Here is a 25589-nt window from a genome sequence, read left to right on the forward strand (position 1 = left end):
GTACGGGCGGGCCGGCGCGCGGGTCGGGCGGGGGCTGGGCGGCGCGGGCAAGGGCGCGGCCGGCGCGGGAGGCAAGGGCGCGGGCGGCGCGGGAGGCAAGGGCGCAGGCGGCGCGGGAGGCAAGGGCGCGGGCGGCGCGGGAGGCAAGGGCGCAGGCGGCGCGCTGGGCGACCTCGGCGGCGGCGCGGGCGGCAGGGCCGGCGGGAACGCCGCGGGCAAGGCCGGCGGCAACCTCATCACCCCGGAAGTCGCCCGCGACCTGGGCCGCGACATCGGCAAGGCACTCGGCAAGACCGCACCCGCCCTGGGCGGGGTGACCAGGGGTGCGACCGCAGGGGCGGTCCGGGGCATGGCCGGGGAACTCGTCGTCAACGACTTCGGCAAGATCTTCGAGAAGCACCTGGGCGCCACGCTCGGGAAGACCACGGCCGGCGCCCTCGGCCGGGAGTACGGCGAGGCGTTCGTCACGAACTGGGCGGGCAAGGGCGGTTGGCAGGGGCTGACGCGGTCCCTGGGCGAGGTCCTGGAGCCGTACGCGGGCAAGCTCGGGACCACCGGGATGCAGGCGTTCTCCCACGACCTGCCGGAAGCGCTGGTGCACGGCATCGGCAAGCACCTGCCCGGCGACGCCGGATACAAGATCGGAAATCTGCTCGGCAACATCGGCTCGGACGCCGGGCACCAGGCCGTCACCGAAGGCATGTACAACCTGCTCTTCAGCCCCGAGCACGAGTTCAAGGTCACCGGTTTCACCCCGGTGGCCGGAGCCGTGGGCGGTCTCCTGGGCCATGGCATCGCCCACGGCATCAACGCGCTGCGCGGAGCGGGCGGGGGTGGCGCCCCAGTCGTCCCGCCCGAGGTGCCGGACCTCAAGTCCCCGCGTACGGGAGGTGGTTCAGGAAAGGGTGGCGCCTCCGGGGAAGGAGAAGGGGTCACCCCGGTCCCGGCCGCCGAGAAGATCGCCACCGTCTCCTCGGGCGGCACCGAAGACGGCGGCGGCGCCGCCCGCGGTGACGGCGGTGCCCACAGCACGCCTGACACGGACCACACGGACCGGAACGGACCGGACGGCGGCGAGGGCCAGGACGGCCCCTCGCCCGACCGCGAGCGGCGCGACAGCGACGCGGACAACGACGCGGACAACGAGTACGGGGAGCTCGAATACCTGAACCTGGACGGTGACGACAGGTTCATATCCCCGGATGCGGATGACGACGGCATCGGGTTCACCGAGGGTGACGAGGGGCCCGCGCCGGCTCCCCTACGGCCCCAGACGGTCGGGGCCGGTGGCGGTGACGGCGGAGGGCCGGTCCCGGTGGCCGGGTCGCCGCGCCCCTCGCAGCGGCCTGAAACAGCCGCGGCGCCGGCCCCCGCTCCGGCCCCCGCTCCGGCCCGCGTGCCGACCAGCTCGGGCGGCCCGGACCTCTCGGGCGCCCGCCCGCAGTCATCGGCGGATCCCGGCGGCGGTGCCGGGCGGGACTCCGAGGGATCCGGTCCGCAGCGCACCCCGGACGGGGCCGATAACGGCGGTCCCCGGGTGTCCGGCGGATCCGACCGGACCGACTCGCTGGGCGAGCACTGGCCCAGCACGCCCGACACCGACCTGTCCGCACCGGGTCCACAGGGCCGGGGCGAGGTCCTGGACCGGGTCGAGAAGGCCCTGGCCGAGGGGGACGCGCCGACCGCGCTGCGGGAGATCGCGACCCTGAAGGACCTGGAGGTCCGCTCGCGCGCGGAGCTGGACGACCTTGGGGTTGGACTGCCGCTCGCATCGGACGGCCCCGAGCCCGTAAGGGGCGTGCGGGAGATCGCGGACGATCTGGCGCTGGCCGTACGTACCGACCCGGCCATGGACGTCTCGGCCATGGTGCGGGAGGCGCGCGAGCACCTGGCGGGCGAGCGTGCCGCGCGGACCCGCGCGGACGCCCTGCGCAGCAGGCTGGTCCGTGATTTCCTGGACGGCGCCGGCGGCGCCGGCGGGCGCGGCTCCGTGGACAGCGACGCCGGTCCCCGCAGGTCCGGCGCGGCCGCCGGAGCGGACTCCGACGAGGCGCTGCACCGACGCCTGGACGAGCTGCGCAAGGCCGGATCCGACGCTCCGGACGCCCCCGACCAGTACGCCGGGCTCAGGGATCGTCTGGACCGCCTCCACGACGGCGGCCCCGCCTACCACGGCCGTCCCGCCCGTCTGGAGGAGTTGCGGCGCGCCCGTCAGGAGGCACTGGGCGAGGAGCGCGAGCACGGGCGGCACGAGCCGCAGCCGCAGGAGCCCGACGAGGCGGACAGCACGCGCCCGGCCGGGAATGACACCGAAGCCACACCGGAGGACCTGGCGACCCTGGAACTGCTTGACTCCCTCGACTCGCCCGGTCCCGTTCGGGACCCGGCCGACGACGGGCCCGAGGCGGCGCCGGAGACTCCCCGGCCGCAGGGTGGCGACGCGAACGAACTGGACGCGTTGCTGGACGAGTTGCCCTACGCGCACGGCGATGGAGACGGCTTCGGCGACCTGGACCGGGCCTCACGCGTGCCGGTCGGGCTGCCGGACGTGCCGGGCGACGCGCCGATGGACCTGGCGTTCCCCGAGGTGCCTCGCGGCCGCCCCGCCGGCCGGACGGATGCGAGGGTCGCGCGGGCCCTGGAACACCTCTCCTCCCAGGCCCGCAAGGCCGGTCTGGACCGGAGCGATGTCCGTGAACGCGTGGAGCAGATCAACCAGGACACCGCGGCCGGGCGTCATTCCGAGGCCGCGGCCGGACTCCGCTCGCTCCAGCGCGATGTCGCCGTCTCAGGGCTCGACACGCGGCTGACGGACTTCCGCCGTCACGTCGACGGCGGATACGGGCGTGTCTCGGAGCTCGGCATGCGCCGCAGCGAATGGCTGGGGCACGCGGTTGACATCGAGACGTCGGTTCTGGAGGGCCGCCCCGCCCACGAGACCGCTGCGCTGATCGACACGTACGAGCGGCGGCTGGGGGCTCTGCGGGCCGAACTGGGCAAGCGGGGCGGCGGCTCCGGCGCCGACCGGTCGCCTCTGCCGATGGACCCCGCGTCCCTGATGGACGACGGGGCGCTCAACGAGCGTCTGGACCGCCTCCACCGGGACCACGAGCGACGCCTGGGCATGGATGCGGACAGCAGTGACCTGTGGTCGCTGCGGCGCGGCGCCGAGATGACGGCCGAACAGGCGGCCCGGCTGGACGATGAGTACCGCGCCGAGCTCTCCCGCCTCGATGGCGCACAACGGGTCGAACGGCTGCGGGAGATGGGCGCGGGCGAGCGCGAACTGGAGCAGTGGCAACGGCGGTTGGAGCGCGACGGCCTCAGCGAGGAGCTGAGGGAGCAGTACGAGCGGCGTACGGCCGCGCTGGGCGACCTCGACACCCGGCGCCGCGTGGACCTCACGCGCACCGACGACGAGCGCGAGCAGGCGCGCCTGCAACGGCGCTTCGACGAACTGCGCCCTGACGACGCCGGTAACACCTTGCAGTGGGAACGTCTGCAGCGCCGCCACGACCCGCTGCGCATGCGGGACGCCGAGGCGGACGCGGACCTGGCCGCGCTGCGCCGACGCCTGGAGGCGCTGGGCCCCCGCTCGCGCCCCGACGCAGACGCCGAACGACTCGGCGACCAGACACCGAAGGAGCAGGGCGAGGCGCCCGCCGTGCCGGACCGAAGCGAGGACGGGTCGGGCTCCCGTACCGAGGAGTCCGCCGACTTCGACGCGCGCGTACGCGCCGGACGCCAGAACCTCGTCGACATGCCGCAGGCCGAGCGCGAGCGGTGGGCGGAGCGTTACGCGCACGCCGACGACGAGGCCGCCCGTGACCGGCTCGACCGGCAGCACGACGCCCGGGTAAAGGAGTTGCGGCGTGAGGCCGAGCTGCGTGCCCTTCGCGAGGCCGACCCCGTCGGCGCGGAGCGAACGGACCGGGAGCGCGCCGCATGGCTGTCCCGATTCGACGAGGCCGCCGGTGACACCGAGGCCACGCAGAAGCTGATCGAGGAGTATCAGGCAGAGACCCGGGTGCTGCGGGAAGTCGGACGCAACCGGCTGGACCGGGCGCTCAGGGCCCCCGATTCCCTGCGCCCGCTGAACGACCGTATCGACCAGGCTCTCGACGGTCTGTCCACCGAGGCGCGCCGGGCCGCCGCCAAGGACAGCGCGACGCTCTCGGAACGGCTGGAGCGGCTGGGCCGGGGCCCCGGCGCTGCGGGGCGTGACCTCGGCGACGGTGTGGGCGAGGACCTGCCGCCGCACGACCCGGACCACCCCTCGGACGGCGACGGAGACGGGGGCGCAGTCGTCCGCGAGCAGGCGGACCAGGACTTCGACGACCTCATGCGTGCCCGGTTGCAGGCATTGCAAGGACCCGGCGACGGCTCGGACACGCACGACGGCGCGTCCCAGGGACCCTCGCGTGCCGGTGGCGCCGAAGGATCGGACATCGGGCAGATGTCCCGGACGAGCGAGCGGACGGGCGAGCTGGAGGAGGGCGAGGACACCCTGCGCGAGCCGTTCTCCGACGACAGCGACAGCGACACCGGCGACGACGCCCCGGCCTCCGCGTCCACGAGGCCGTCCGCTCCGGCCGCCTCCACCACCGCCAAGGGGCGTGGCTCCGGTTTCACGTGGAACAGCCTGGAGGAGTCCGAGAGGGTCATCGAGCGCCCCCGTGCAGCCGACGCCGACGCCGTGGGCGAGGACGCACGAGAGCCGCTGCCGGTCCCCGATGAGCCCGAGTCGGTCCCGGTACCCCGCCCCGGCCCCGCGCCCGTCACCTCGGAACCCATCACCGCACCGCCGCGGCCTCCCCGGAGCCTCGACGACCTCTCCGCCGACGCGTACGAGCGGCTGCTGTACTCGGTGCGCCGACGCTTCCCCGACCTTGGCGACGAGGCCGTACGGCAGCGGGCGAGCGAGGAGCTGGACGCCGTCCCGCGCGCGGTCCACGCGAGCGACGACCCCGGCGCTGAGCGGCCCGTGACGCTGGCACGCGACGCGGTCGCGCCCCGGCACCGGCCCGAGGACCTGGTCCGCTTCGACGACGGGGCCGAACTGCCGTACAACCTCCGCTCGGCGGGTCACGGCGCGCTCGCTTTCCGTGGGACGGAGCGGCTGATCGAGGAGCTGCGCGCGGACCACCGCCCGGCCCCCGGCGCGCTGGAGGAGCTGCGGAGGGAGCTGGCCGACAACCCGCACACCTTCCTCCACGGCCGCCCCTTCACCTTCACCACCCAGGACGGCGGCCGGCACACACTGACCGTGGAGGCCGCCAACTACGGCGACTGGAGCCGCTACACCCCGCTCGGCGAAGAGGCGAAGGCCGCCGGGGACACCAAGGTGGACACGGAGGTCCGCAGCCGTCCGGGCACGGGGGACAGCAAGTCCCTCGGTGCGACACGGTCCTTCGGCGCCACCCTCCCCCTGGGCCCGGGGACCGGCACCGTCGCCCCGTACGCGTCCCTCGGTGTCACCGTGCGCCGCAAGGAACCCGCCTACCAGTACGCCTTCGAACACCGCGCCCAGACCAGCAGCACCGCCGTCGGCAAGGACGGCAGCCACGTCCACGTCGACGACCTGTACGTCAGAGCCGTCGCCGCGCCCCTGGACCGGTCCGGGCAGCCGTCCGGACCGGTGCGGGAGTCCGCGTACCGCATCACCGGCGGGCTCGTGTGGCGGGCGCCGGACAGCGCGGTGCGGCCGGTGCTCCCGGACCGGATGCCCGAACACATCCGGTTCGCCCCGGGCGACCGGCCCCGCCTGTTCGTCCCCCTCGACGTCGCCCCCGGCGGCGACCTGTACACGTGGGCGCGCACCGCGTTCCCCGAGGCCGGGCCGGACAGCGCGGCCCGCCGGGCCCTCGACTCCTTCTTCTCGCCGGAGAGCCTGCGCACCCTGCTGGGGCCGGCCACCGAGGCCACGGTCCTGAGCGAACCACTCCCGGCGGACCCGGCCGGCGCGCACTGGCTGGGCGCCGCCGAGATGCGCCTGCGGCCGGTGTCGGCGGCGCTCACCGCCGCGTCCGACACGACCGAGGTGAAGAAGGCCGACACCGGCCGGGTCTCCGCCGTCCTCGACCGGCGCAGCACCGAGGGCGGCGGCCTCACCGGCACGCTGGGCCCGGCCGTGACCGTGCCCGGCCTGGCGCGGCAGCTCCGCGTCCAGGCGGGCGGGGCGCTGACGTGGTCCACGCAGCGCGCCGAGAGCAGCTTCACCGGCAACACCGCCGAGATCGGCCGCACCCTCACCACGCGCGGTCACTCGGGCGTCTACGAGGTGCGTTACCGCGTCGAGGTCCGCAGGCTGGGGGAGACCTGGCGCTCACCGCGCGCCGACGGCGAGCCCGCGCATCTGACCGCGTCCGTGCTGATGGCGCGCGACGAGGCACGGCGGCTCGCCCGATGGCGGCGTGACCTCGGGCATACGGAGGCCGCACAGGAACCCCGTCCGCCCGCCTACCTCCCCACCGCCGAACGGCCGGGCACCTTCGGGCCGCACGTGGTCGTCGCCCTCGACGCGGTGGCCGCGCCCCAGGACGTCGGCGGCGAGCCGGTGCGGCGCGCCTCGCTCATCCAGCGCGTACGCGACCAGGTGCTGGAAAGCCTGTGGGAGCGCCATCCCCGCCTGGTGGTACGGCCCGACCAGGACACTCCGCGCAGCTTCCGCGAGGGCCGGCTCCTCAAGGACTCCGCCGAAGCCGACTACGCCAACGCGCTGCGCAACACCCACAAGCTGTACCAGGCGCTGTCGCAGCCGCAGATCGAGAGCGCCCTGGAACGGCTCACCACCACCGGTCTGCGCATCCAGCTCGACCGCGTCGGCAGGGTGGGCGACAGCGGGCTCGGCGCCGCCCTCAAGGAGTACGTCACCGTCGAGGTCCGGGCGCGCGTGCGCGGCCCGCGGTTCGCGGGAAACCAGCACGATCTGGGCGTCGCCAACAACGTACTGTCGTCGGTCCGCGCCGACGGCGCCAGCACCCGCACCCAGGGCTGGTCCGGCGGGCTGGACCTCGGCGTCCTCGGCGGCGACGCGTACGGCGCCACCGCCGGACTCAGCCTGCGCCGGGGCCGCCAGCGCGTCTACGGGGCCACCTACGGGCCGCAGTTGAACCCGGACGGCGGGATCGGCAGCACCGGAAGCCAGCATCTGTGGACGTACGACCTGGACTTCGAGGTGTCGGCCCGCTCCCTGCGCCGGCCCGCCAACGCGGCACGAGTCGCCACCGGTGAACTCCTGGCCGCGGATGTGTTCATCTCCCATGGCACGGCCGATGACCTGCTGGGCGCGCGGGACTTCGGCGGAGAGCTGACCCTCGCCGTTCCGGCCGCCCTGGCCGCCACCGGTGGCGCCGTCACCGAGGGCGGCGCGCCGGTGCGGGCGATGAGTGCCGAGCAGGCGCGGACGCTGTCCTCCGGGCGGCCCGTCGCCGACCGGGCGACGCCCGCACTGCTGCGGGGGCCCCACATCGTCCAGAACGTCCTGGCACCCGCCACGGTCTACCGGCACGCCCGGGAACTGCTGGCACAGGTCTCGGGCGACTCATGGGTCTACCGGAGCGACGGCACCCCTGCCTCCCACGCACTCGCCGAGTCCTTCGCACCCGGCCGCAACGAGGCGGACTTCGCCGACGCCGCGGTGGTGGGCAAGCACGTCGGCGAGCTGTTCGGCAAGACGGCGTTCACCGACATCACCGCGTCCGTCAGCGCCTGGCCCCGGCTCGGCCGGGCCCGGGTGCTGGGCGTCGTCGACTCCGGCGACGTCACCCTGTCCGCCATCGGATCCGTGACCACCGGCGCGGGCCACTCCCTGGCCGCCACCCGGGACGCCGGCGTGACCGTGGCCGCGGCGTTCCGCGCCAAGCAGCACGACGCCCTGCGCACCACGGGCGCCTACGGGCTGTCCTGGACGCCCTACCAGCGCTCCACCACCCACACCGAGACCCACGCGCTCGGGGCCAACCCCACCCACACCGTGGCCTACAGCGGCCCCCTCGCCCTGGTCGCGGCGGACGTGGAATGGCATCTCGCCGCACGCTCCAGCCCGCGAGGTCTGCTGGCGCTGCCCACGACCGGCCCCTGGGTGAGAGCGCCGCAGGGGCGGATCGTCTCCGTGCCCGACGGCGTGCTGATCTGGATGCCGCTGGAGGAGGCCGGGGCGCTGGGGCTGTACGAGGACGGGCTCGGCGACCCGCTGCCGCATGTCCCGTTCACGGCGGGCCCGCTGGCCGCGCTCGGGTCCTTCCCCGTCGGCAGCCTCGATCTGAGCGGCGCGCTCACCCGGTTCCGGGAGCTGGTGGGCACCGGCCTGCCCCGGCACGCCGACTGGCTGGAGCCGGCCGGTCTGCTTGAGGACCAGCTCGGCAGCCTCGCCCGGCGCAGCGCCACTCTGTCGCCCAGCGGGATACGCGGCCTGCTCGCCACCTTGGAGAACGGCGGCGCCACCTTGCGCCTGACCCGCCAGAACCTCGGCTCCTCGCGCAGCGCCCGCCTGACCGTGTCCCTGCGGCGCACCGCGTTCACCCCCGGCACGCTGCGGCACGACGCCGCACTGTCGGCGTCGAAGGTGACCTCCACGGCGCACACGGTCACCGACAAGGCGGCCCGGGGCACCGACGCGGGCATACGCGTCACCGAAGGCCCCACCGTCCCGGGGCAGTCGGCCCTGACCGGGATCTCCGTGGCGCTCGACGACCGCGCCGGCTTCTCTCGCTCCACCACGCTCGGCCTGACCCTGACCGAATCGGCCACCTCCACCGTGACGCACGGCGGTATCTCCGTGTCGGGCGAAAGCGCGTTCTCCGTCGTCTTCCAGCTGGAGGTCGACGGCGGACGCCATCGGCTCACCAGCCCGCCCTACCCCCTGGGCACGGTTCGCGAGCACCTTCCGCTGTCCCTGGCCGTACCGGCCGCCGTCGCGGGGCGGCCCCCCGCGCACCACCCCTTCGCTCCCCCCGCCGTCTCCACCCGGCCGACCCTGATCGACGCGAGCACCCCCGGGGCCCTGGCCGACTGGTCCGCGCGGCCCGCGTACCGCCGGGCGAGGGAGTTGTTCGCGGCCGGACCCGAAAGCCTGGCGGTCGCCCGGATCGAGGGCATCGCCGAGCTTCGCGAGGCCGGGGCGTTCGTCCTGGACGCGGCCGGGCCGCTGCCGCGCGGCGGTATCCGCCCGCCGCTGGGCACCCGGGCCGGAACCTGGACGGGGACGGCGCTGGGCCAAGGCGGCGACCCTCACCGGGGCCGCGGCGCCCTCACCCGTCCGGGCGCGGCGGCCGCCCAGGTCCACGCCGACACCGTCAGCCACGAAGTCCTCGCCGCCTACTTCCGTCAGGTGCTCACGCAGGGGCTCACCCTCGGGCTGCACGACACCGACTCCGCGCACGGCGGGTTCGACGCCACCTTGCGGTTGTTCGCCAACATCGACCTCGACAGCGCGGTCGTGGTCGCCCTCGATCCGGACGCGGGCATCGGCGGCAGCCGGCGCGCCCTGGGCAACCACACGCACAGCGGTGACACCACCCAGGCGCACCAGCCGGGACTGACGGCGGGCCCGAGCCTGGCACCGGTGTCCGTCGCGTTCCCCCCGGGCACCGTCACCGTGTCCACACCCGGCTGGCCGGACACCGCGATCGACGGACTCACCCTCGATCGCCGCACCTCCACCCTGACCACCATCAAGCCGCCGGCGGCCGGAGCGGTGCTGGTCCGCATGGACGTGGACTGGCGGCACGTCGCCGAGGTCACCCGGCGCACCGGAGCCGTGCCCCAGGCCGTGCGGAACCTCCTGCCGGACCACCTCAGCAGACGTGTCGGACCGCCCGCCGCCGCCGAGCACACCGTGACGGCCGGCATCCACGTCTGGCTCTCGTACGACCTCGCGAGGCGGCACGGCCTGCTCACGCCCGAACTCGACGCCGCGTCCACGACGTTGAAGAAGCAGACCAAGGCGTTCACCGAGGCCGCGAAGGCGGAGGCGGCGACAGCACGGTCCTTGCGCGACCTGACGGCCGAACTCACCCGGGCCCGCGCCGACGTGGAGCGCGCCTGGCACGAAAGCGTCACGGAGGACGGCACACCGGACGCCATGGCGCCGACATCGTCGGCGGCATCCGCCGCGACCGGGCACGGCACACTGCCCGCCGCCGTGCGCGCGGCGGCGGCACGACTGGCCTCGCGCGAGGAACGGCTCGCCGAACTCCAGCAGCAACTGGCCGACCGCCGCCACGACCTCACCTCCGCCCAGACCAGCCTCTCGCGTGCCAGGACCTGGGCCGACGAGACGCTGCTCCACCACAGCCGCCCGCCGGCCCAGCGCACCGGCAACGCGCCGGCGCCCTTCGACGCCGACGCGGTACTCGACGACATCGTCGTGGCGCAGCCCTCCGCCCAGGACCTGGCCGACTACCCGCTGCCGGCACCCGGCCCGCAGCATTTGGCGGGTCCGGCGACCACTGACCCGCTGACCGCACCGGGCCCGCTCACCGAAGCCGAGGTGAGCGAGGCCGTGCGGCCCTGGTTCGCCGAGCACCGCGCGACCCTGGATCCGCTGATGGCCCGCACCGACCTGACGGACGCCGCCGTACGCGAACGCGACAACGCGCGGGCGTGGGCCCGCACTTGGCACGCCGCCGACGCCCGCTACCGTGCCGCGCTCGCGGACGAGCAGGCCGCCCGGGAGCGGCTGAACCGTGCCCATGGAAAGACGCCGCGCGTTTCCGCGGAACGCCAGTGGCGAGCCCTGGAACCCGTACGGGAGGCGGTACGGGCGTACGACCAGGTACGCGAGCGCCTGGAACTCTCCCGGTCAGAGGCGGTCGCGGCCCGCGCCCGGTTCCTCGCGGCCAGGGACGCCGCCCGCACCGCCGCCGGCGCCCCCCGCACGGCGCCTCGTCCGGCCCCCTGGCGTCCCGACCCGATGCCCGCCACGGCCCGCACGGCAACCACCGACGAGCCGCGCCGGTATACGGCCCTGCTCGCCGACCCCGAAGGGCGCCCGCTCACCCTGCTGTCACCGGACGGGGAGAGGGTCCTCGACATCGTCGAGACGCCGGCGGCCGAGCCCGTCAGCGGCACCAGCTTCCTGCGCTCCCTCGTCCACGCCGTGGACACGACCGCCCCCCACCTGCTCGACACGCGCGGACTGCGCGGCGACGACCTCACGTCCACCGTGCGCACCGTCGCCCACGCCTTGGCCGACCAACTGCTCCCCGAGGGCGAACTGACGCCCTGGCAGCGGGAGTTGGCGGACACCCTCGCCCCCGGCCCCTCCGACCGGTTCACCGCGCAGGACGTCGACGCCGCGGACATCACCCTCACCGCAGCGGAGCGCCAGGAACTGGCCGCGCACCACCGTCTGCCCCGCGCGCTCACGCTCACCCCCGAGCAGCGGCTCGCTCTGGCCCGGCTGAGCCTGCTGCGCCCGGGAGACGGCCGGGTGGGCGACCGCGTCGACGCGGGCTGGAACCACGCGGCCGCCGACCTGCTGCCCGTCCTGGCCGCACGCCTGCTGGGGCTGAACCTCACCGTCGTACGCGGCGACCTCGGCCACCAGACGTTCACCCCGCCGGACCGGCTCACGCCGCTGGAGGTGACCCTGCACGTCCAGGACCACCAGTACCGGCCCGCGCTGGGCCGTACCGACACGCAGGCGGCATCGCGCGAGGGCGACAGTCTCGTCCTGGCCGATGGGAGCAGGTATGTGCTGCACCCCGGGGATGCTCCGCACCCTGGTGCCGGGAGCGGGGAGGGCGGCCTGTTCGAAGCGCTCGCCATCGCGCACGGCCGTGGGGAAAGCGGCGTGGACCTGCGGGCCCGCGCCCTCGGCGGTCTGCCGCGGGAGGTCGTCGAGGAGTTCCCCGACCTCGGTGAGGACGTGCTGCGCGGCCATCCGTTCACCGAGGACGACCTGGCAGCCGCCGGGGTCGTCCTCGACGGGCCAGGGTGGCGCCGCTTCACCGAAACGGGAGGCCTGCTGCCCGAGGACACCGTCCTCGGCGCGTCCGCGCGCAGAGCGCTGAGCCGACGCCTGTTCCCCGGAGCGGGCACCACGTTCACCGAGGATGAGCTCCGGGCCGCCGGACGGGAGCCGGGCGCCCCCTTTACCAGGGGCGCGGACCCGCAGTCCTCGACCTCATCCCTGCCTTCCGGCCACTACGCCCTGACGCCCGCCGCCCACGCCCGCCTCTCCGACAGCGAGCGCGCCGCGCTCACGGCCCTCGTACTGCACCGGCCCCCCGCCTCGGCCCCGCCCGCCATGCCCCGGCTCATCCATGAACTGGCTGTCCGCGCGGTCGGCGGGCTGCGGGTGGTGGGCCCGGACGGCCGCGTACGAACGTACGGCACCCCCACGGCCGCGTCGCCGTTGCTGTACCAGGACGGCGACCGCTACGTCGCGACCCGGCCTGCCGCGGACGCGGCCGAAGTCCCGCGCCCGGTGGGCCGGTTCAGCTCGGCGGCGGACACGCTCCTCGCGGCCCTGGCCCTCAACAGCGACAGACCTGCGGCCCTGGCCGCCCCGGACGCTCAGGAGCAGACGTTCCAGGGCTACGAGCACGTCGAATCCGAATTCCGGCTGGGCACAGCCGCGTTGGTCGAACGCCTGCTGATCGAGCGCATCCGGGACGAGCACGCCGTGGAGGCGGTGGTGAGCCTGGGCGGTGGCGGCGGAGTCTTCGCCTACCGCCCCCAACGGCCCCTCCAGGACCTGGACCTGCGGCTGAGCCTGCCGGACGGCATCGACGCGGCACAACGCCAGCAGATCTTCGCCACCGTGTCGCAGCTCGTCAACCCGGACGGAGGCGTCCAGGCGCCGGCGAGCACGGTCAAGGGCTGGTTCGGCGGGGTCGAAGTCAGCGTGACGTTCGGCAAGGTCCCCACGGACCAGCGCCGGCTCAAGCTGGCCGGCGACGAGACGCAGACCGTCCCCGTCACCGCTGTCTCGGCACCGCGCCTGCTCAGCGACAAGATCGTGGCGCTCGCGAACCGGAAACTGGCGGCGCCCGGGGAGGGCACGCAGGGGCAGCGGCCCGAGGACGAGCTGACCGAGAAGCGCAGGCGGGACGCGCTCGACATCCTCGCCCTGACCGACAAGCTCTCCGAGGACCTGCCTGCGGAGCGCAAGGTGGTGGCCGCCCTGGCACAGGTCGGCGAACTCGGTGACGAGGTGTCGCCGAAGTACCAGCCATTGAAGAAGACCGCGTTCGACCAAGCCGCGAACCAGTTGAAGAGGGCCGTCGAGAAGGCGGCCAAGGGCGGGCAGGCGCAGTCCGACTTCGTCCCGGCGGACTGGAGCACGCTGCGGGAGATCGGCAACAACCTGCCCTCGGCGGCCCGCAAGGCGGCGGCACCCCGGGGGCAGGCACAGCCCCGTGGGCAGTCCAGCGGTCAGAACCGGCCCCAGAACCCGGCTCAGTCCCACTCCCCGGTCCAGGCCGAAGCCCAGTCCCAGCCGCCGCTCCAGGGGCAGGATCACAGTGGGCCCGATGCCGAAGGGAGCCAGAAGGACCCCGCCGTGGCGGCGGAGTCGGAGCAGTTCTTCCTTCTCGCGGACGGCCGCAGGATCCCCTACGGCAGTGTGCAGCTGTTCGAAATCAGGGACGCGCAGGGAGAGTTCCTCGGCCACGCCTCGCACAGCGCCGACGACTGGGCCCGGCGGGAGGACTTCTACCACCGCTTCCGTACGACCACCGACTCCTTCCGCCACTACCGCGTGCGCGAGGGCGCGGACCGGGCCACCGCGTCGCCGGACGGCACGCAGGCCGAGGAGCGACTGCCGTGGCGGCCGGAGACCTCGGGCACGGACACATCGCGCCCGTACTTCTTCGACGCGCACGGCGCCCAGGACGGAGTGGTGCTGCGATTGAAGGATGCGGCCGAACCGGCCGACGGGACGGCTGTGTCGGAGAAGGTGGTCGTCGACGGTGCCCAGTTCGGCCGTTTCCTCACTTCTCTCACCAAGGGACCGGCCGAGCGGGGCGACATCGTCCTGGTGGCGTGCAAGACGGGTCAGACGAACGACGGGAGCAGCGTGGTCGCCGAGGCGGCCAAGGCGGCACCCGGGCGCCGCCTCTACGCGCCGGACAGCGACGTGGGCCACTCCCCGGCGATCGAGGGGGAGGCGCCGGACGGAGGCGTGCTGGCACTGCTGGCCCGTGGTGAGGACGCACGTGGGCGATGGGTCACGGCGTATGCGCCCGGTACGGACGAGGCGTCGGTCCAGGCTGCCACCGGTGCGTCGGCGCGACTGGAGCGGCCGGTGGTGACCGAGCGGGCAGCCGCCGCCGTCACGCTCCAGGCCGAGGGCGACACGAGTACGGACGTACGGGAAAGGAGCGCGGCCCCGGGCGAGTTCACGGTGAATGCCGCTCGCCAGGGGGATTTCGCGTCACGCATTTACGAGGGGCTGCAGGGGACGATCCTCGAACATGAGGAGATAGCGACACGCCCCGGCGAAATCGGTTATTACACGAGCCCCGAGCCAGAGGTGGGCGCGCCGCTCGGCATGCGTTCGTCTTTCCCCGTCACCGAGTCGTCGCAGACGGCACCGGTGTACACGGACCTCGCCCACACGCCGTTCCGGCTTTCGGACCTCCAGCTCTACACGCCCAGGTACGGCTGGGACGCTCCTCCGCGGTATCACGCGTCGCTGGCAGACGCACAGGAGCACGCCGCGATTCGCAGATTCTACGAGAAAGTGGATCTGGAATCCTTCACCAACTTCGGCCGCTCTGATCAGATCACCATAATCGAGGCGAACGTCGGCCCCCAGGGCGGGCTCCTCTTGTATACGAGGACTGGCGGGGCGGTGGAGTTGGGCCGCGAGCAACTCGCGCACGTCGTCGAAGCCCTGGAACCCCAGCGAGAGGGACCCGTCGTTCTCGTGACGGCAGGCCATGCGATTCTCAGGCATGCGAGCCTTCTTCTCCAGCACGAGATGGTCCTGCCGAGCGGCGAGAAGAGGATGCTGTCGGCCTGGCCGGCCGGAGTATGGGAAGCCATCCTGAGCGACCACTTCGATCATCGCTATTCCAGGGGCCGTGCCGTAAACGCGATTGCCCCCGGGGCCGGGACTTCCAGCTCCCGGCCCACTCCGCTACACCTCCTGCCCACTACTGCCACGGGACAGATAGGGGCCGCCGATCCTCGATCCGCCCCCGTGCCGCACCCCGTGTCCCTTGCGGCATCTCAGGAGCGTGTCCGTTCAGCGTCCCGACGCGTGTACAACCGTACGCTCATGTCGCCGGAGCAGACCGAATGGGTGAAGAGCACCTCCCGAAAGATCATTGACATCACTTCCGGATCGGTCTTCTCCCAGATGGGGCGATCCGCTCATCAGGTCACCGTCAGCTCGCGGCGTAGTTTCACCGAGTCTCGCCAGGCCCAGTCGCTGCGCCATGTTTCCATCAGGCTGTGGAACGCGCTCGGCCACCTCCACCAGCAGATGCAACACGGCGTAAACGGAGACAAGTTCAAGAGGGAAGTCGAAGTACAGGGGGCGCTCGTCCATGACCGTCTGGTTTTCGCGACGAACCTCGACCGCTCCGTCGAGTGGCTTGTCGAAGGTGCGGCGCAGGCCGGCGGATTCTGGAACCTGCTGCACTGGTCGCCCGACATCCGATATTTCCTGGGGTATACCAAAGTCGACCGGTTCGAGACTCTTGCGCGTTCAAGCCGTGCCCTGAACAAGCTGGCTGCCCAGGTGTCAGGTATGGACATCACGGAGGACGGCGGCCCGGCCCAGGGGGGCAATGCCGTCATAGACATACTCCGAGAGATCTCCGACAAGGGCAATAGCGCACGTGTTCACGCCGTGGCGACCTCCGAGGAACCGGAGGTCCTGCGTGCATTGTTGACGGATGCGGAACACGCGGGTGCCGTGATTCTCGTCATGGGGCCGGACGGGGCCCACGACTGGGCCAGCCCGATGCACGCGGAGCAGAAGATCCTGCACCTCCTGTCGAAGGCCGACGTCACGCCCCAGCACATTCCGTCATCGGTCGTCATTCGCGGCCAGAAACGTCCTTGCGCGGCCTGCTGGCTGGCTCTGACGAACTTTCAGAAGCAATGGAACCCCACGGCGGGTCATAGCGGACACGACATCGAATTCAACGACCACATCGGAAACTTCTACCAGCAGTCACTCCAGACGCTTGCCCGTCACTTGCCGCACCTGGCACGCAACGCCGACGTCCTGGAGGGGGAGTTGCGGCAAAGATCGTTCACCTCCGCATACTCGTACCCTGCGACGGCATCGTCCGGTCAGAGTTCCGCGGCCGCTCCTCCGATGCCAGGGGGAGGCACCCGGTCCTATGAAACGGCCTCCGAGAGCGAATCGGAGTGGGGGCCGGATGCCGTCGTGCCGAGGCACAACAGCATGCACACCGACTCGATGCCGTTGGCTCCTCGGAAGGTTGTCGTGCAAAGGGAGCCCGGGGAACTGGATGATCTCGCCACGGAGTACCAGTGGAACGTCCTGGCCCTGATGACCAACGAGGAGCTCAAGGTCCGCGCGAAGCGAACCGTCGAAAAGGAGACCTCTGAGCAGACCGGGTATTCCAGGGGGGTGTGGAGCGTGATGAAGAATACCGTTCTGGGAAGTCAGGAGAGTGGCCTGAAATCCCAGTTCGCGCGTTTCCTTGGTGTCGCCCCTTCGGCCGTCACCAAGTGGATGAAGAAGGATTTCGTCGAGGAAGTGATGGAACCCTACCTGGTTCTGGACGGATTGAGTGTCCAGGACCGGTACACGATCGTCGAGGCAATGCCACCGGCATTCATGCTGGCGTGGACCGAGTGCCTGCGGACAGATGAGCGGATGCCTTTCGCCAGGTTGATCGAACTGGGTGGCGCCGAGTTGACGAGTGTGCTTGGTGAGATGTGGAAGAGAGATCCTGCGGCAGCCTCGTCCTTGGAAGATTTCCTGGCACTTGAGCCCGGTTCTGTCTCGCATCTGCCCTAAGGAAATGTAATGGCCCGGCTTCCCCGCCGCCCAGTGGGGAAGCCCGTAAGGAATGAGAGTGATGGAGAGAAACCTGTGGGGATCGGCCGGTCCGGAGAACGCCTCCGGCCCTGCGGAGCCCAAGTACCGCGGCGGTGACGGCTCCGGGCTGGACGAGGAGGCGCCCGCCGGGGTCATAGGCGCGCCTGCCCGGACCCAGGCAGTGGGAGGCATCGGCGGCGGCGAGGGTGGTAACGGCGGACGGCCGAGCCGCCCTGGCACCCTCGGCCGCGACCCGGAGCCGGAGGCCGAGGGGGTCCCGGAGGCTGAAGCGCGGACCGAGGCGCAGGGGGCGACCGCGGCGATCGGCGCGCCCGAGGTGGCAGGCGGAGCCGTATCCCCGGCCGTGACGCGTGCGGCCGTGACACGTGCGGCGGCACCGGCACCGGCACCCGCAACCGCACCGGATCGGACGGGCGCAGCCTCGCAAGCAGCCTCCCAAGAGGCAGAAGCGGAGGGGGAGATGGGGACGGCCTCTACCGCCGGCGAGCCCCCTGCCGAGTCGGCCGGCACAGAACCGCCCACGGAACCGCGTGCCGCAGCGAGCGCTGCCGCCGAAGCCCCGGCGGCATCGGGCGGGCTCCTCCCCATGGCCGCCGCAGCGAACACCGCGCCCGCCGCCCCGTCGGCCGTCCGGGCGGCCGTCCGGTCCGACGGCGGTGACGGGACCGGTGACGGTGACGAACCGGGCAAGGGCGGCCCAGGCGTGGCGGGGCGCGTTCCGCGGCCCATGCGCATCGCCGCGGCCTTCGCCGGGGCGGCTCTCATCGCCACGCCGTTCATCGTGGCAGGGCTCCAGGGCGGTGACGACGGTCAGGCGGCACGCCGGGAACAGGCGGCCGCGTGGAACGGCGGTAGGACGAAGGACGGCTTCGTCCCGGGCACCGACCCCCAGCAGCGCGGGGACGAGATCGGTGCGGCGCCGCACACCGGACAGGGCGGGGGCGGCGACCAGCGGGGCGGGACCGGCACGGGTGAGGGCGGCGCCGGTGACGGTACGCGAGCGCTCGGTGGCGTGCCCGCCGGGAGCGGCGTTACGGGTGAGCACCCCGCAGGGCAGGCGAAGTCCGAGGTCGGCACGGGCAGCGGGGGCGAATCCCGTACCAAGACGGGCGGGTCGCCCTCGTCCCAGCCCGGTGGCGGCTCGGGAGGAACCAAGACATCGGGCTCCAGCGGGTCCAGGGGCGCGGTGGGCCAGAGCCCCGGCACGGTGTTCAGCGCCATCGCCGGACCGTACTGCTCGGGTTCGCAGCGCTTCCAGATGCATGACTATGTCAGCGACAAGCGGACGGGCTGGTCCAGCTCGACCGGTGGCTACAAGGGGTCGGGCTGCGACGGGCGGTATGTGTCGATGCCGATGTCCGGTGGTTCGGGGGACGGCGCCAATTCGGTCAACTGGCTCTTCGACACCTCGGCCGACGCCAAGCAATGCCGTATCTCCGTCTACATTCCGCGCAGCAGTGACGTGATGAGGGTCGGCGGCACCGCGACGTACTACAGCGTGTACCGGGCCTTCACCCCCAAGAGCAACAACCTCGTGGGGTCTTTCTCCATCAACCAGGTTGCCCATCAGGGAGGTTGGTACGACGTCAGCGGCACGTTCCCGGTCGGCACCAGGAAGATCTCGGTGATGATGCACGACCGGGGCACGAACAAGAAGGGGTCCACCAAGACCTACGCCCATCACGCGGCGGCCGCTGTCAGGGTCAACTGCACGGGGTGACACCCATACCCCCTGGGCCGGCCCGGAGCTGCCTTCGGGCCGGCCCGTCCCGCACGCGGTGGTCACGACCGGAAGCTACGGCCGCTGTCGTCGCGGCCGGGACGAGGCGTCGCCGGGCCCTACTGGTGCCTGGTTGTGGAGTGCGCGCCGGTACCTCGGGTGTAAGTAGTTGCGGTACAGGACTAGCCGGGCGGCCAGGCGACCACGTTGAGATTCGCCGCATCGGGATCCGCGTCCAGGCACCGCAACGTGAGCTGCTTGCCACGCTCCCGAGGTGTCCAGCCATGGTGAAGCAAGGCCTGGCGGATGGCAGCCGTGACCAATCCCGGTGCGATCACCACTCCGTGCTCGACCCACGTCACCATGCGCTGCCCGTCCGCTTCCCCGTGCACGACGACGATGGCCAGACCGGGCTCGTCGTTGGGCGCCACCACCCAGCGATAGCAGTCCCCGTCCACAACAACGGTGCGCGTGCCCTTTTTCGCTATGCTCATGCAGCGCAGACTTTCACAGCCCGTACGGTTGGGAATACCTGATTCCCGCTCCATGCCGGGCCCAGCCACCCCACCCGTGCGGAACTCGCCTGCCGCCGGACGCCTCACCCGCACATCAGGAAGGCAACGCACGGTGGTCAAAGGCACCCGGTATCCGTTGCCCGAGCGGGCACCGCTCCGTCCTTCGCCCGGCGAGAGCTGGTCCTGACTAACGTTGCTGTTCCACGGTCAACAGCACCTGCCGTTCGTGGTCGACACGGTAGAACTTCCCCCGCTCCAACTGGTCATGGGGAATGCTGAGCACGGCGAGGTCAGCCCCTACCTGTTCTCTTGCCTGAGGGGAGACGTAACTCAGAGCGGTCTGCTCCATCTGTTCGCGGTCGCGGACTTCTGCTCCGGGCAGGTTGACCACCTGATGAATGTGATGGATCGCCCCGCTGCCCCTGTCATACACGACAAACACGTACCGTGATTCGGGCTCTACGGATCCGTCGGTTCCGCCGAGAGGGTCTTGCGACAGCATGTGATCAGCTCCATCGGAAGATGTTGCAAACGGCGGTGCCTTCTTGCCCTGAGCCGAGCGCGAGCGCGAACGTGACGCTGCTCAGATGCCCATCAAATACGGTGTTCGGCCAGCCGTAGAAGTTGTCGCCGAAATCCGTCACGTTCTCCGACCCTGTGGGACTCGGGCGTGTGCGGAAGCCACGGATGCCCGAATTGCAGAGGCCGGCGCCATCGGCCTGCCCCAGGCTGACCTGTCCCACAGCTTTCTGGGCGCCGATGTTCATCTCCAGCGTGCCGCCTCCGGTGCTGGACCAGAGGATGTTCCAGCTCATATCAGTGATCGGCATTGGTGCCCTTTTCTCTTGCTGGAATCAAGCGCGGGGCAGCGGCCTGCGCGGACGTCGATGGCGGTGTTCCGGATGCCTGCGCGACCAGGCAAGACCTTCCTGCGCTTTCGGAGTGTATTCGCATCATCACCCTTGGTTAAGGGGCTCGCAACCGGTCGATGGGCAGCAGGGTGTCGATGGGCAGCAGGGCGCCGTCCAGGGTCACGAACGCTTCGGTCGCGGCCATGGCCTGCCAGAGGGTGGGCGCGAGTGTCGCCAGGACCTCGACGGGCTCCGTGATGTAGCGGTGAGCGGTGGCCGGCGATACCAAACCCGCTCGCGAGCTGGGCAAAGGTGAGGGGCCTCGGAGTTTCCGGACAGGGGTCCAACAGGGTTGTCCTGAACGCCGGAGGTGGCCCGCACCTCTGATCCGGGGTGTCAGGGGCGGACGGCGGCGACCAGCTCGCCGGTCGTCACCACCCGGGCGAAGCCCCCGCCATGCAGCGAGACGGCACTCGCTCGGGCCAGCTCGTCGGCCGTCAGATGCCAGCCGTTCGGGCCGGACAGGTCGAAGGTGTGGGTGGCGTCGAGGGCGACCAGCACGTCGTAGCCGAGGTTGCCGCCCATGCGGGCGGTGGTCTCCACGCACATGTTGGTCTGGATACCGGCCAATACCATTTGGGTGATGCCCGCCGCCCTGAACCAGTCGTCAAGGTCGGGGGTGCCGTAGAACGCCGAGTTCACGGACTTGGTAACGAACAGCTCCGGCCCGCCGCCCTTGCCGCGCCGCTCCTCGACGTACTCCTTGAAGTCGTTTCCCTCGTACCCGGTCCGCAGCGGCGAGCCGGGTGTGTTCGAGTCGTGCCGTACGAAGACGACCGGCCGGTCCGTGTTCTGCCAGGCCGCGATCAGCGAGGCGATGTTCTCGTCAGCGGCCGGGTTGTTGCGCGGGCCCCAGGACTCCGACTCGTCGAAGCCCTTCTGCACGTCCACCACTACCAGCGCCGCGTTCTGTGTGATCTCCATGCCCACGATCCTGCCGCCCTGACGGGCTCTCTCACAGGCGACGAGAAGACAGCGATCGATGGTTTACTGCCAAGGTGACCCAACCCGCACCGGCCCACCGCGTCGCCCTCCTCGCCTTTCCCGGCATCCGGGCCTTCGACGTCTCGGTGATCACCGAGGTGTGGGGCGCGGACCGCACTGACCACGGGGTCCCCGCGTTCGAGCTGCGCCGGGTAGCCGCAGCCCCCGAACCGGTGCCGATGCGTGGCGGGCTCGCGCTCACACCGGACCGCACCCTCGCCTGGCTACCTCGCGCCGAGCTGATCCTCGTGCCGGGCTTGGACGACCACGTCACCCCGGCGCCCGAGCCCGTCCTCGCGGCGCTGCGCCGCGCCCACGCCCGGGGCACCACCATCGCCGCGCTGTGCGGCGGCGCGTTCACACTCGCCCAGGCAGGACTGCTGGACGGCCGCCGGGCGCTGACCCACTGGGCGCTGATGGATCCGCTGAAGACCCGGCACCCACAGGTGCGCGTCGAAGGGGACGCCCTGTTCGTCGAGGACGGCAATCTGTGGACTGCCGCCGGCACCGCCGCCGGCATCGACCTGTGCCTGCATCTGGTGCGCGCCACGCACGGCGCGGAGGCAGCCGCGACCATCGCCCGCTCCATGGTCACCGCACCCTTCCGGACCGGCACCCAGGCCCAATTCATCGAGCATCCCACCCCGCACGCCGACCGCGACGCGGACGCGCTGGCCGAGGTGCGTGCCTTCGCCCTGGCGCATCTCGACGAGCCACTCACCGTGGCCGCGCTCGCCGCCCGCTCCGGAATGTCGCCGCGCTCCTTCGCACGGCACTTTGCGGCGGCCACCGGAACCACCCCGCTGCGCTGGCTCCTGGACCACCGCGTCGCGACGGCCCAGAAACTCCTCGAACGCACCGACCTGCCCATGCCCGAGGTCGCCCGCCGGTCTGGTTTCGGCAGTGAAGTCACCATGCGCCAGCACTTCACATCCCGCCTGGGGACCAGCCCTCGCGCCTACCGCACCGCGTTCGCCGAACAACCACCCTCCGGACAGAGATGTTGATTGCGGGCCAACCACCAACCGCCTCACAGCAGACCATCAGTCGAGGGCCAAGAAAGGCCATCGCGAGGCAGAGTCACGAGTAACGGCCTTGCCCCTGCTCGGGCCCCGATTCCCCGCGAGAGCGATCAGTGGGCATCCTCTGCGAGGCGTACGGCTTCGGTATCCCCACCGCGGTCCTGCCGTACCTGACAGGAGACCACCCACCTTGTCCGAGACATCCGAACTGCGGGCCGACTGTGCGAACTGCTTCGGCCTGTGCCGCGTCGCGCTGGCATTCTGCCGGTCGACGGACTTCGCGATCGACAAGGCCGTCGGGGACCCCTGCCCCAACCTCCAGCAGGACTTCCGGTGCGGCATCCACGACAAGCTGCGTCCCAAGGGCTTCCAGGGGTGCACGGTGTACGACTGCTTCGGCGCGGGCCAGAAGATCTCGCAGGTCACCTTTGCCGGGCAGAACTGGCGGGAGGCCCCGGACGGTGCGCGGCAGATGTTCGGGGCGCTCCCGGTGATGCGGCAGTTCCACGAGCTGCTCCGGTACCTCTCCGAGGCGCCGGCCCGCCCTGCCGCCCGGCCGGTCCACCGCGAGGTGCGGGCCGCGCTGGAGAAGATCGAGCGACTGACCCTCAGCGACGTGGACACCCTGCTCGGCCTGGACGTGGCGGCGTACCGGGCCGAGGTGAACACGCTGCTGCTGCGGACCAGCGAGCTGGTGCGTGCCGGGGTCCGGGGCAAGAAGAAGGACCGCAGGGGCGCCGACCTGTTCGGGGCCCGGCTCAAGGGTGCCGACCTGCGCGGGGCCGATCTGCGCGGCGCGTATCTCATCGCCGCCGACCTGAGCGGCGCGGACCTGCGGCTCGCCGATGTGATCGGCGCGGACTTCCGGGACACGATCCTCGCGGGCGCCGACCTCACCGACTGCCTCTTCCTCACCCAGACGCAGGTCAACGTGGCGCAGGGCGACGCCGCCACCCTTCTCCCGGCCGGCCTCGACCGCCCGTCGCACTGGAACAAGGACGCCACCGCCCCGGCCACGCCCGCCCGCGAGGACGCCCCGGGCCCGCCTGGACGTGGCGGCGCCCCGCGCAAGGGCTCCCCGGCGCGCAAGCCCGGCGCCTCCGGCCGCAGGCGCCCGGGCCCGGCCGGCTCCCGGAACAAGTAGCCGCCGCGTCCGCTCAATCCACATAAACCCCAGGCTGCCGCTCCGCCCAAGGCACCGCCTGCTCCAGCTGCGCCGCCACCCGCAGCAGCAGGTCCTCGCGGCCATGGGCGGCGATCAGTTGAACCCCGATGGGCAGGCCCTCGCGGCTCTGGCCCAGGGGGAGGCTGATCGCGGGGTGGCCGGAGACGTTGAACAGGGCCGTGAACGGGCCGTGTTCGAAGATGCGGCGGAGCCAGGAGCGGATGCTGTGGCGGGCGTCGTCATAGTCCAGGGTGCCGTGCCGGGCGGGGAGTTGGGCCAGTGTCGGGGTGACCAGTAGGTCGTGGTCGAGGAAGAAGCGGCCGATCGGCCGGGTCACCAGGTGCTGGGCCTCCATCGCGGCCAGGACGTCCAGCGCGGTGAAGGACTCGGCCTCGGCCAGGACGCGGCGCGAGACGCCTTCGAGTGCGGACGGGTCGGGTCGGCGCGGGGCGCCCCGCAGCACCGCGCCGCCGGTCGAGACGGCGCTGAGCATGACCGCCTCCACCACCTCGTCGGCATCGACGTCGGGGCTCGCCTCCGTCACGATGTGGCCGATCCACTCCAGGACCTGGCCGACGGCGACGGCCGCCTCGGCGATCTGGCGGTCGACGGGCACGCCCGACCACGGCACGGTGGTGAGGGCGACCCGCAGCCGGCCCGGGTCCGTGCGGACCTCGTCGGCGTAGGGCCGGGTGACCGGCGCCAGTTGGTACTTCTCGCCGACCGTCGGCGCGGACACGGCGTCGAGCAGGTGTGCCGCGTCCCGTACGGTCCGGGTGAGGCCGAACTCGACCAGCTGCCCGAACGCGGCCTCGCCGGTGAGTGGTCCGGACGGGGTGCGGCCGCGGCTCGGCTTGAGGCCGACCAGGCCGCAGCAGGAGGCCGGGACGCGGATCGAGCCGCCCGCGTCATTGGCATGTGCGAACGGTACGGCCCCGGCGGCCACCAGCGCGGCCGAGCCGCCGCTGGAGCCGCCGACGCCCCGCTCCAGGTCCCACGGGTTGCGGGTGACGCCGTAGCGCACCGACTCGGTGGCGAAGTTGAGGCCGAACTCGGGGGCGGTGCTCTGGCCGAGGGCGACCAGTCCGGCGGTGCGGAAGCGGGCCATCAGGTCGTGGTCGACCAGGGCGTAGGCGCCCCGGATGCTGCGGCTGCCCAGGGTGAACGGCACGCCCTGGGTGAAGGGGCCGCTGTCCTTGATGACGAACGGCACCCCGGCCAGCGGCCCGTCCGGCTCATGCGCCGGGGCCGGGTCGAACAACGGCCCGGTCACGGCGTTGAGATCGGCGTTCACGCGCTCGACCGCACGCCGGGCGGCGTCCTCCACCTCGGCGGCGCTCACTTCGCGCGTACGGATCAGCTCGCGCAGACCGACCGCGTCGAAGGCTGCGTATGCGTGCGGCTCCATGCGGTCGTCCACTCCTCGGTTGCGTGCCCGGGTCAGCGTGACATACGTGTACGAGCCGGTCGGCGCCGGGGTTCGACGGCCCCGGCGCCGAAGGCGGTCAGCGGGCGTTCGCGGTCGCGATGTGCTCGCGGATCTCGCGGGTGATGGCCGGGAGGTGGTCGTCGACGAAGAAGTGGCCGCCCGCGAACACCCGCATCCGGAAGGACGCCGAGGTGTGCCGCTCCCACAGGGCGACTTCGTCGAGTTCGGCCACCGGGTCGTCGTCGCCGGACAGGGCGACGACCGGGCAGCTCAGCGGCGGGGCCGGGGTGGCGCGGTAGGTCTCGATGGCGTGGTAGTCGCTGCGCATCGTCGGCAGGACCATCCGCAGCAGCGCCTCGTCGGCGAGCACCTGCGCGTCGGTGCCGCTGAGCCGCTTCAGCTCGGCGAGCAGGTCCTCGTCGCTGCCGAGGTGGACATACCCGTCACGTACGACAGAAGGAGCGCGGCGCCCCGAGGCGAACAGGCCCAACGGAACGGTGCCGCGCCGCTCCAGGCGCAACGCGACCTCGTACGCGACCGCGGAGCCCATGCTGTGGCCGAAGAGGGTGAGCGGCCGGTCCGTCCAGGGGGCCAGCTCCTCGGCGATGCGGTCGGCAAGCGCGGAGATGTCCTTGACGCACGGTTCGGCCAGCCGGTCCTGGCGGCCGGGGTACTGGATCGCGAGCACATCGACCTCGGGCGAGAGTGTCTGGGAGGCCCGGAAGTAGTACGTGGCCGAGCCGCCCGCGTGCGGGAAGCAGACGAGCCGGGTGGCGGCCTGCGGAGCGGGGTGGAACCGCCGGATCCAGGGGCTGCTCATGGACGATCCTGCCACGGTCGATCCTTC

The 25589-nt window shown here is 72.2% G+C and carries 10 protein-coding genes and 2 pseudogenes; 4 read left to right on the top strand and 8 right to left on the bottom strand.

Features of this window, described 5'->3' with window-relative positions:
• A partial coding sequence (locus tag ACFWA7_RS03585; RefSeq protein WP_385820629.1) for a hypothetical protein occupies positions 1–400 on the bottom strand: 400 nt, incomplete at its 3' end.
• Here ACFWA7_RS03585 and ACFWA7_RS03590 point away from each other — a divergent pair.
• Positions 350–16954 (top strand): hypothetical protein, encoded by a 16605-nt coding sequence (locus ACFWA7_RS03590; protein WP_385820631.1) that lies wholly within the window; start codon positions 350–352, stop codon positions 16952–16954. The two genes, ACFWA7_RS03585 and ACFWA7_RS03590, sit on opposite strands and share 51 nt — an antisense overlap.
• A gap of 628 nt (positions 16955–17582) precedes the next feature.
• Positions 17583–18716, top strand: coding sequence for a hypothetical protein (locus ACFWA7_RS03595; protein ID WP_385820633.1), 1134 nt, complete (start codon positions 17583–17585; stop codon positions 18714–18716).
• 182 nt (positions 18717–18898) lie between these two features.
• Here the strand turns inward: ACFWA7_RS03595 and ACFWA7_RS03600 are convergent, their stop codons facing one another.
• The 5 genes and pseudogenes from ACFWA7_RS03600 to ACFWA7_RS03620 form a co-directional block, all read right to left on the bottom strand.
• Complete coding sequence (locus ACFWA7_RS03600; protein WP_385536654.1) at positions 18899–19210, bottom strand: hypothetical protein; 312 nt, start codon at positions 19208–19210, stop codon at positions 18899–18901.
• A gap of 208 nt (positions 19211–19418) precedes the next feature.
• Positions 19419–19733: a hypothetical protein gene (locus tag ACFWA7_RS03605; RefSeq protein WP_385536656.1), complete on the bottom strand. Its 315-nt coding sequence runs from the start codon at positions 19731–19733 to the stop codon at positions 19419–19421.
• Between the two features lie 4 nt (positions 19734–19737).
• The gene (locus tag ACFWA7_RS03610) at positions 19738–20046 is read right to left on the bottom strand and encodes a hypothetical protein (protein WP_385820635.1); all 309 of its coding nucleotides are present in this window, start codon (positions 20044–20046) and stop codon (positions 19738–19740) included.
• A 181-nt stretch (positions 20047–20227) separates the two neighbouring features.
• Positions 20228–20396: pseudogene (locus ACFWA7_RS03615) on the bottom strand (transposase family protein); the annotation flags it as partial.
• A gap of 82 nt (positions 20397–20478) precedes the next feature.
• Positions 20479–21066: a cysteine hydrolase family protein gene (locus tag ACFWA7_RS03620; RefSeq protein WP_385820637.1), complete on the bottom strand. Its 588-nt coding sequence runs from the start codon at positions 21064–21066 to the stop codon at positions 20479–20481.
• 74 nt (positions 21067–21140) lie between these two features.
• Between ACFWA7_RS03620 and ACFWA7_RS03625 the strand changes: the two genes are divergently transcribed.
• Both ACFWA7_RS03625 and ACFWA7_RS03630 read left to right on the top strand, forming a co-directional pair.
• On the top strand, positions 21141–22133 hold the full coding sequence (locus ACFWA7_RS03625; RefSeq protein WP_385536664.1) for a GlxA family transcriptional regulator: 993 nt from the start codon (positions 21141–21143) through the stop codon (positions 22131–22133).
• Positions 22134–22338: 205 nt separating this feature from the next.
• A pseudogene (locus ACFWA7_RS03630) lies at positions 22339–23139 on the top strand (pentapeptide repeat-containing protein); the annotation flags it as partial.
• Between the two features lie 166 nt (positions 23140–23305).
• Here the strand turns inward: ACFWA7_RS03630 and ACFWA7_RS03635 are convergent.
• Positions 23306–24721 carry an amidase gene (locus ACFWA7_RS03635; RefSeq protein ID WP_385820639.1) on the bottom strand — a complete coding sequence of 472 codons (1416 nt, stop codon included), beginning with the start codon at positions 24719–24721 and terminating at the stop codon, positions 23306–23308.
• 97 nt (positions 24722–24818) lie between these two features.
• Positions 24819–25562 carry a thioesterase II family protein gene (locus ACFWA7_RS03640; protein ID WP_385536669.1) on the bottom strand — a complete coding sequence of 248 codons (744 nt, stop codon included), beginning with the start codon at positions 25560–25562 and terminating at the stop codon, positions 24819–24821.
• Between the last annotated feature and the right edge of the window lie 27 nt (positions 25563–25589).

Origin of the sequence: Streptomyces sp. NPDC059994 (genome assembly GCF_042737755.1) — a bacterium.
Taxonomy (GTDB): Bacteria; Actinomycetota; Actinomycetes; order Streptomycetales; family Streptomycetaceae; genus Streptomyces.

Bases quoted from the DNA above. Each gene is read 5' to 3' on its own strand.
- ACFWA7_RS03590 (WP_385820631.1), top strand. From the start codon at position 350: ATGGCCGGGGAACTCGTCGTCAACGACTTCGGCAAGATCTTCGAGAAG.
- ACFWA7_RS03595 (WP_385820633.1), top strand. From the start codon at position 17,583: ATGGCCGCCGCAGCGAACACCGCGCCCGCCGCCCCGTCGGCCGTCCGG.
- ACFWA7_RS03600 (WP_385536654.1), bottom strand. From the start codon at position 19,210: ATGAGCATAGCGAAAAAGGGCACGCGCACCGTTGTTGTGGACGGGGAC.
- ACFWA7_RS03605 (WP_385536656.1), bottom strand. From the start codon at position 19,733: ATGCTGTCGCAAGACCCTCTCGGCGGAACCGACGGATCCGTAGAGCCC.
- ACFWA7_RS03610 (WP_385820635.1), bottom strand. From the start codon at position 20,046: ATGAGCTGGAACATCCTCTGGTCCAGCACCGGAGGCGGCACGCTGGAG.
- ACFWA7_RS03620 (WP_385820637.1), bottom strand. From the start codon at position 21,066: ATGGAGATCACACAGAACGCGGCGCTGGTAGTGGTGGACGTGCAGAAG.
- ACFWA7_RS03635 (WP_385820639.1), bottom strand. From the start codon at position 24,721: ATGGAGCCGCACGCATACGCAGCCTTCGACGCGGTCGGTCTGCGCGAG.
- ACFWA7_RS03640 (WP_385536669.1), bottom strand. From the start codon at position 25,562: ATGAGCAGCCCCTGGATCCGGCGGTTCCACCCCGCTCCGCAGGCCGCC.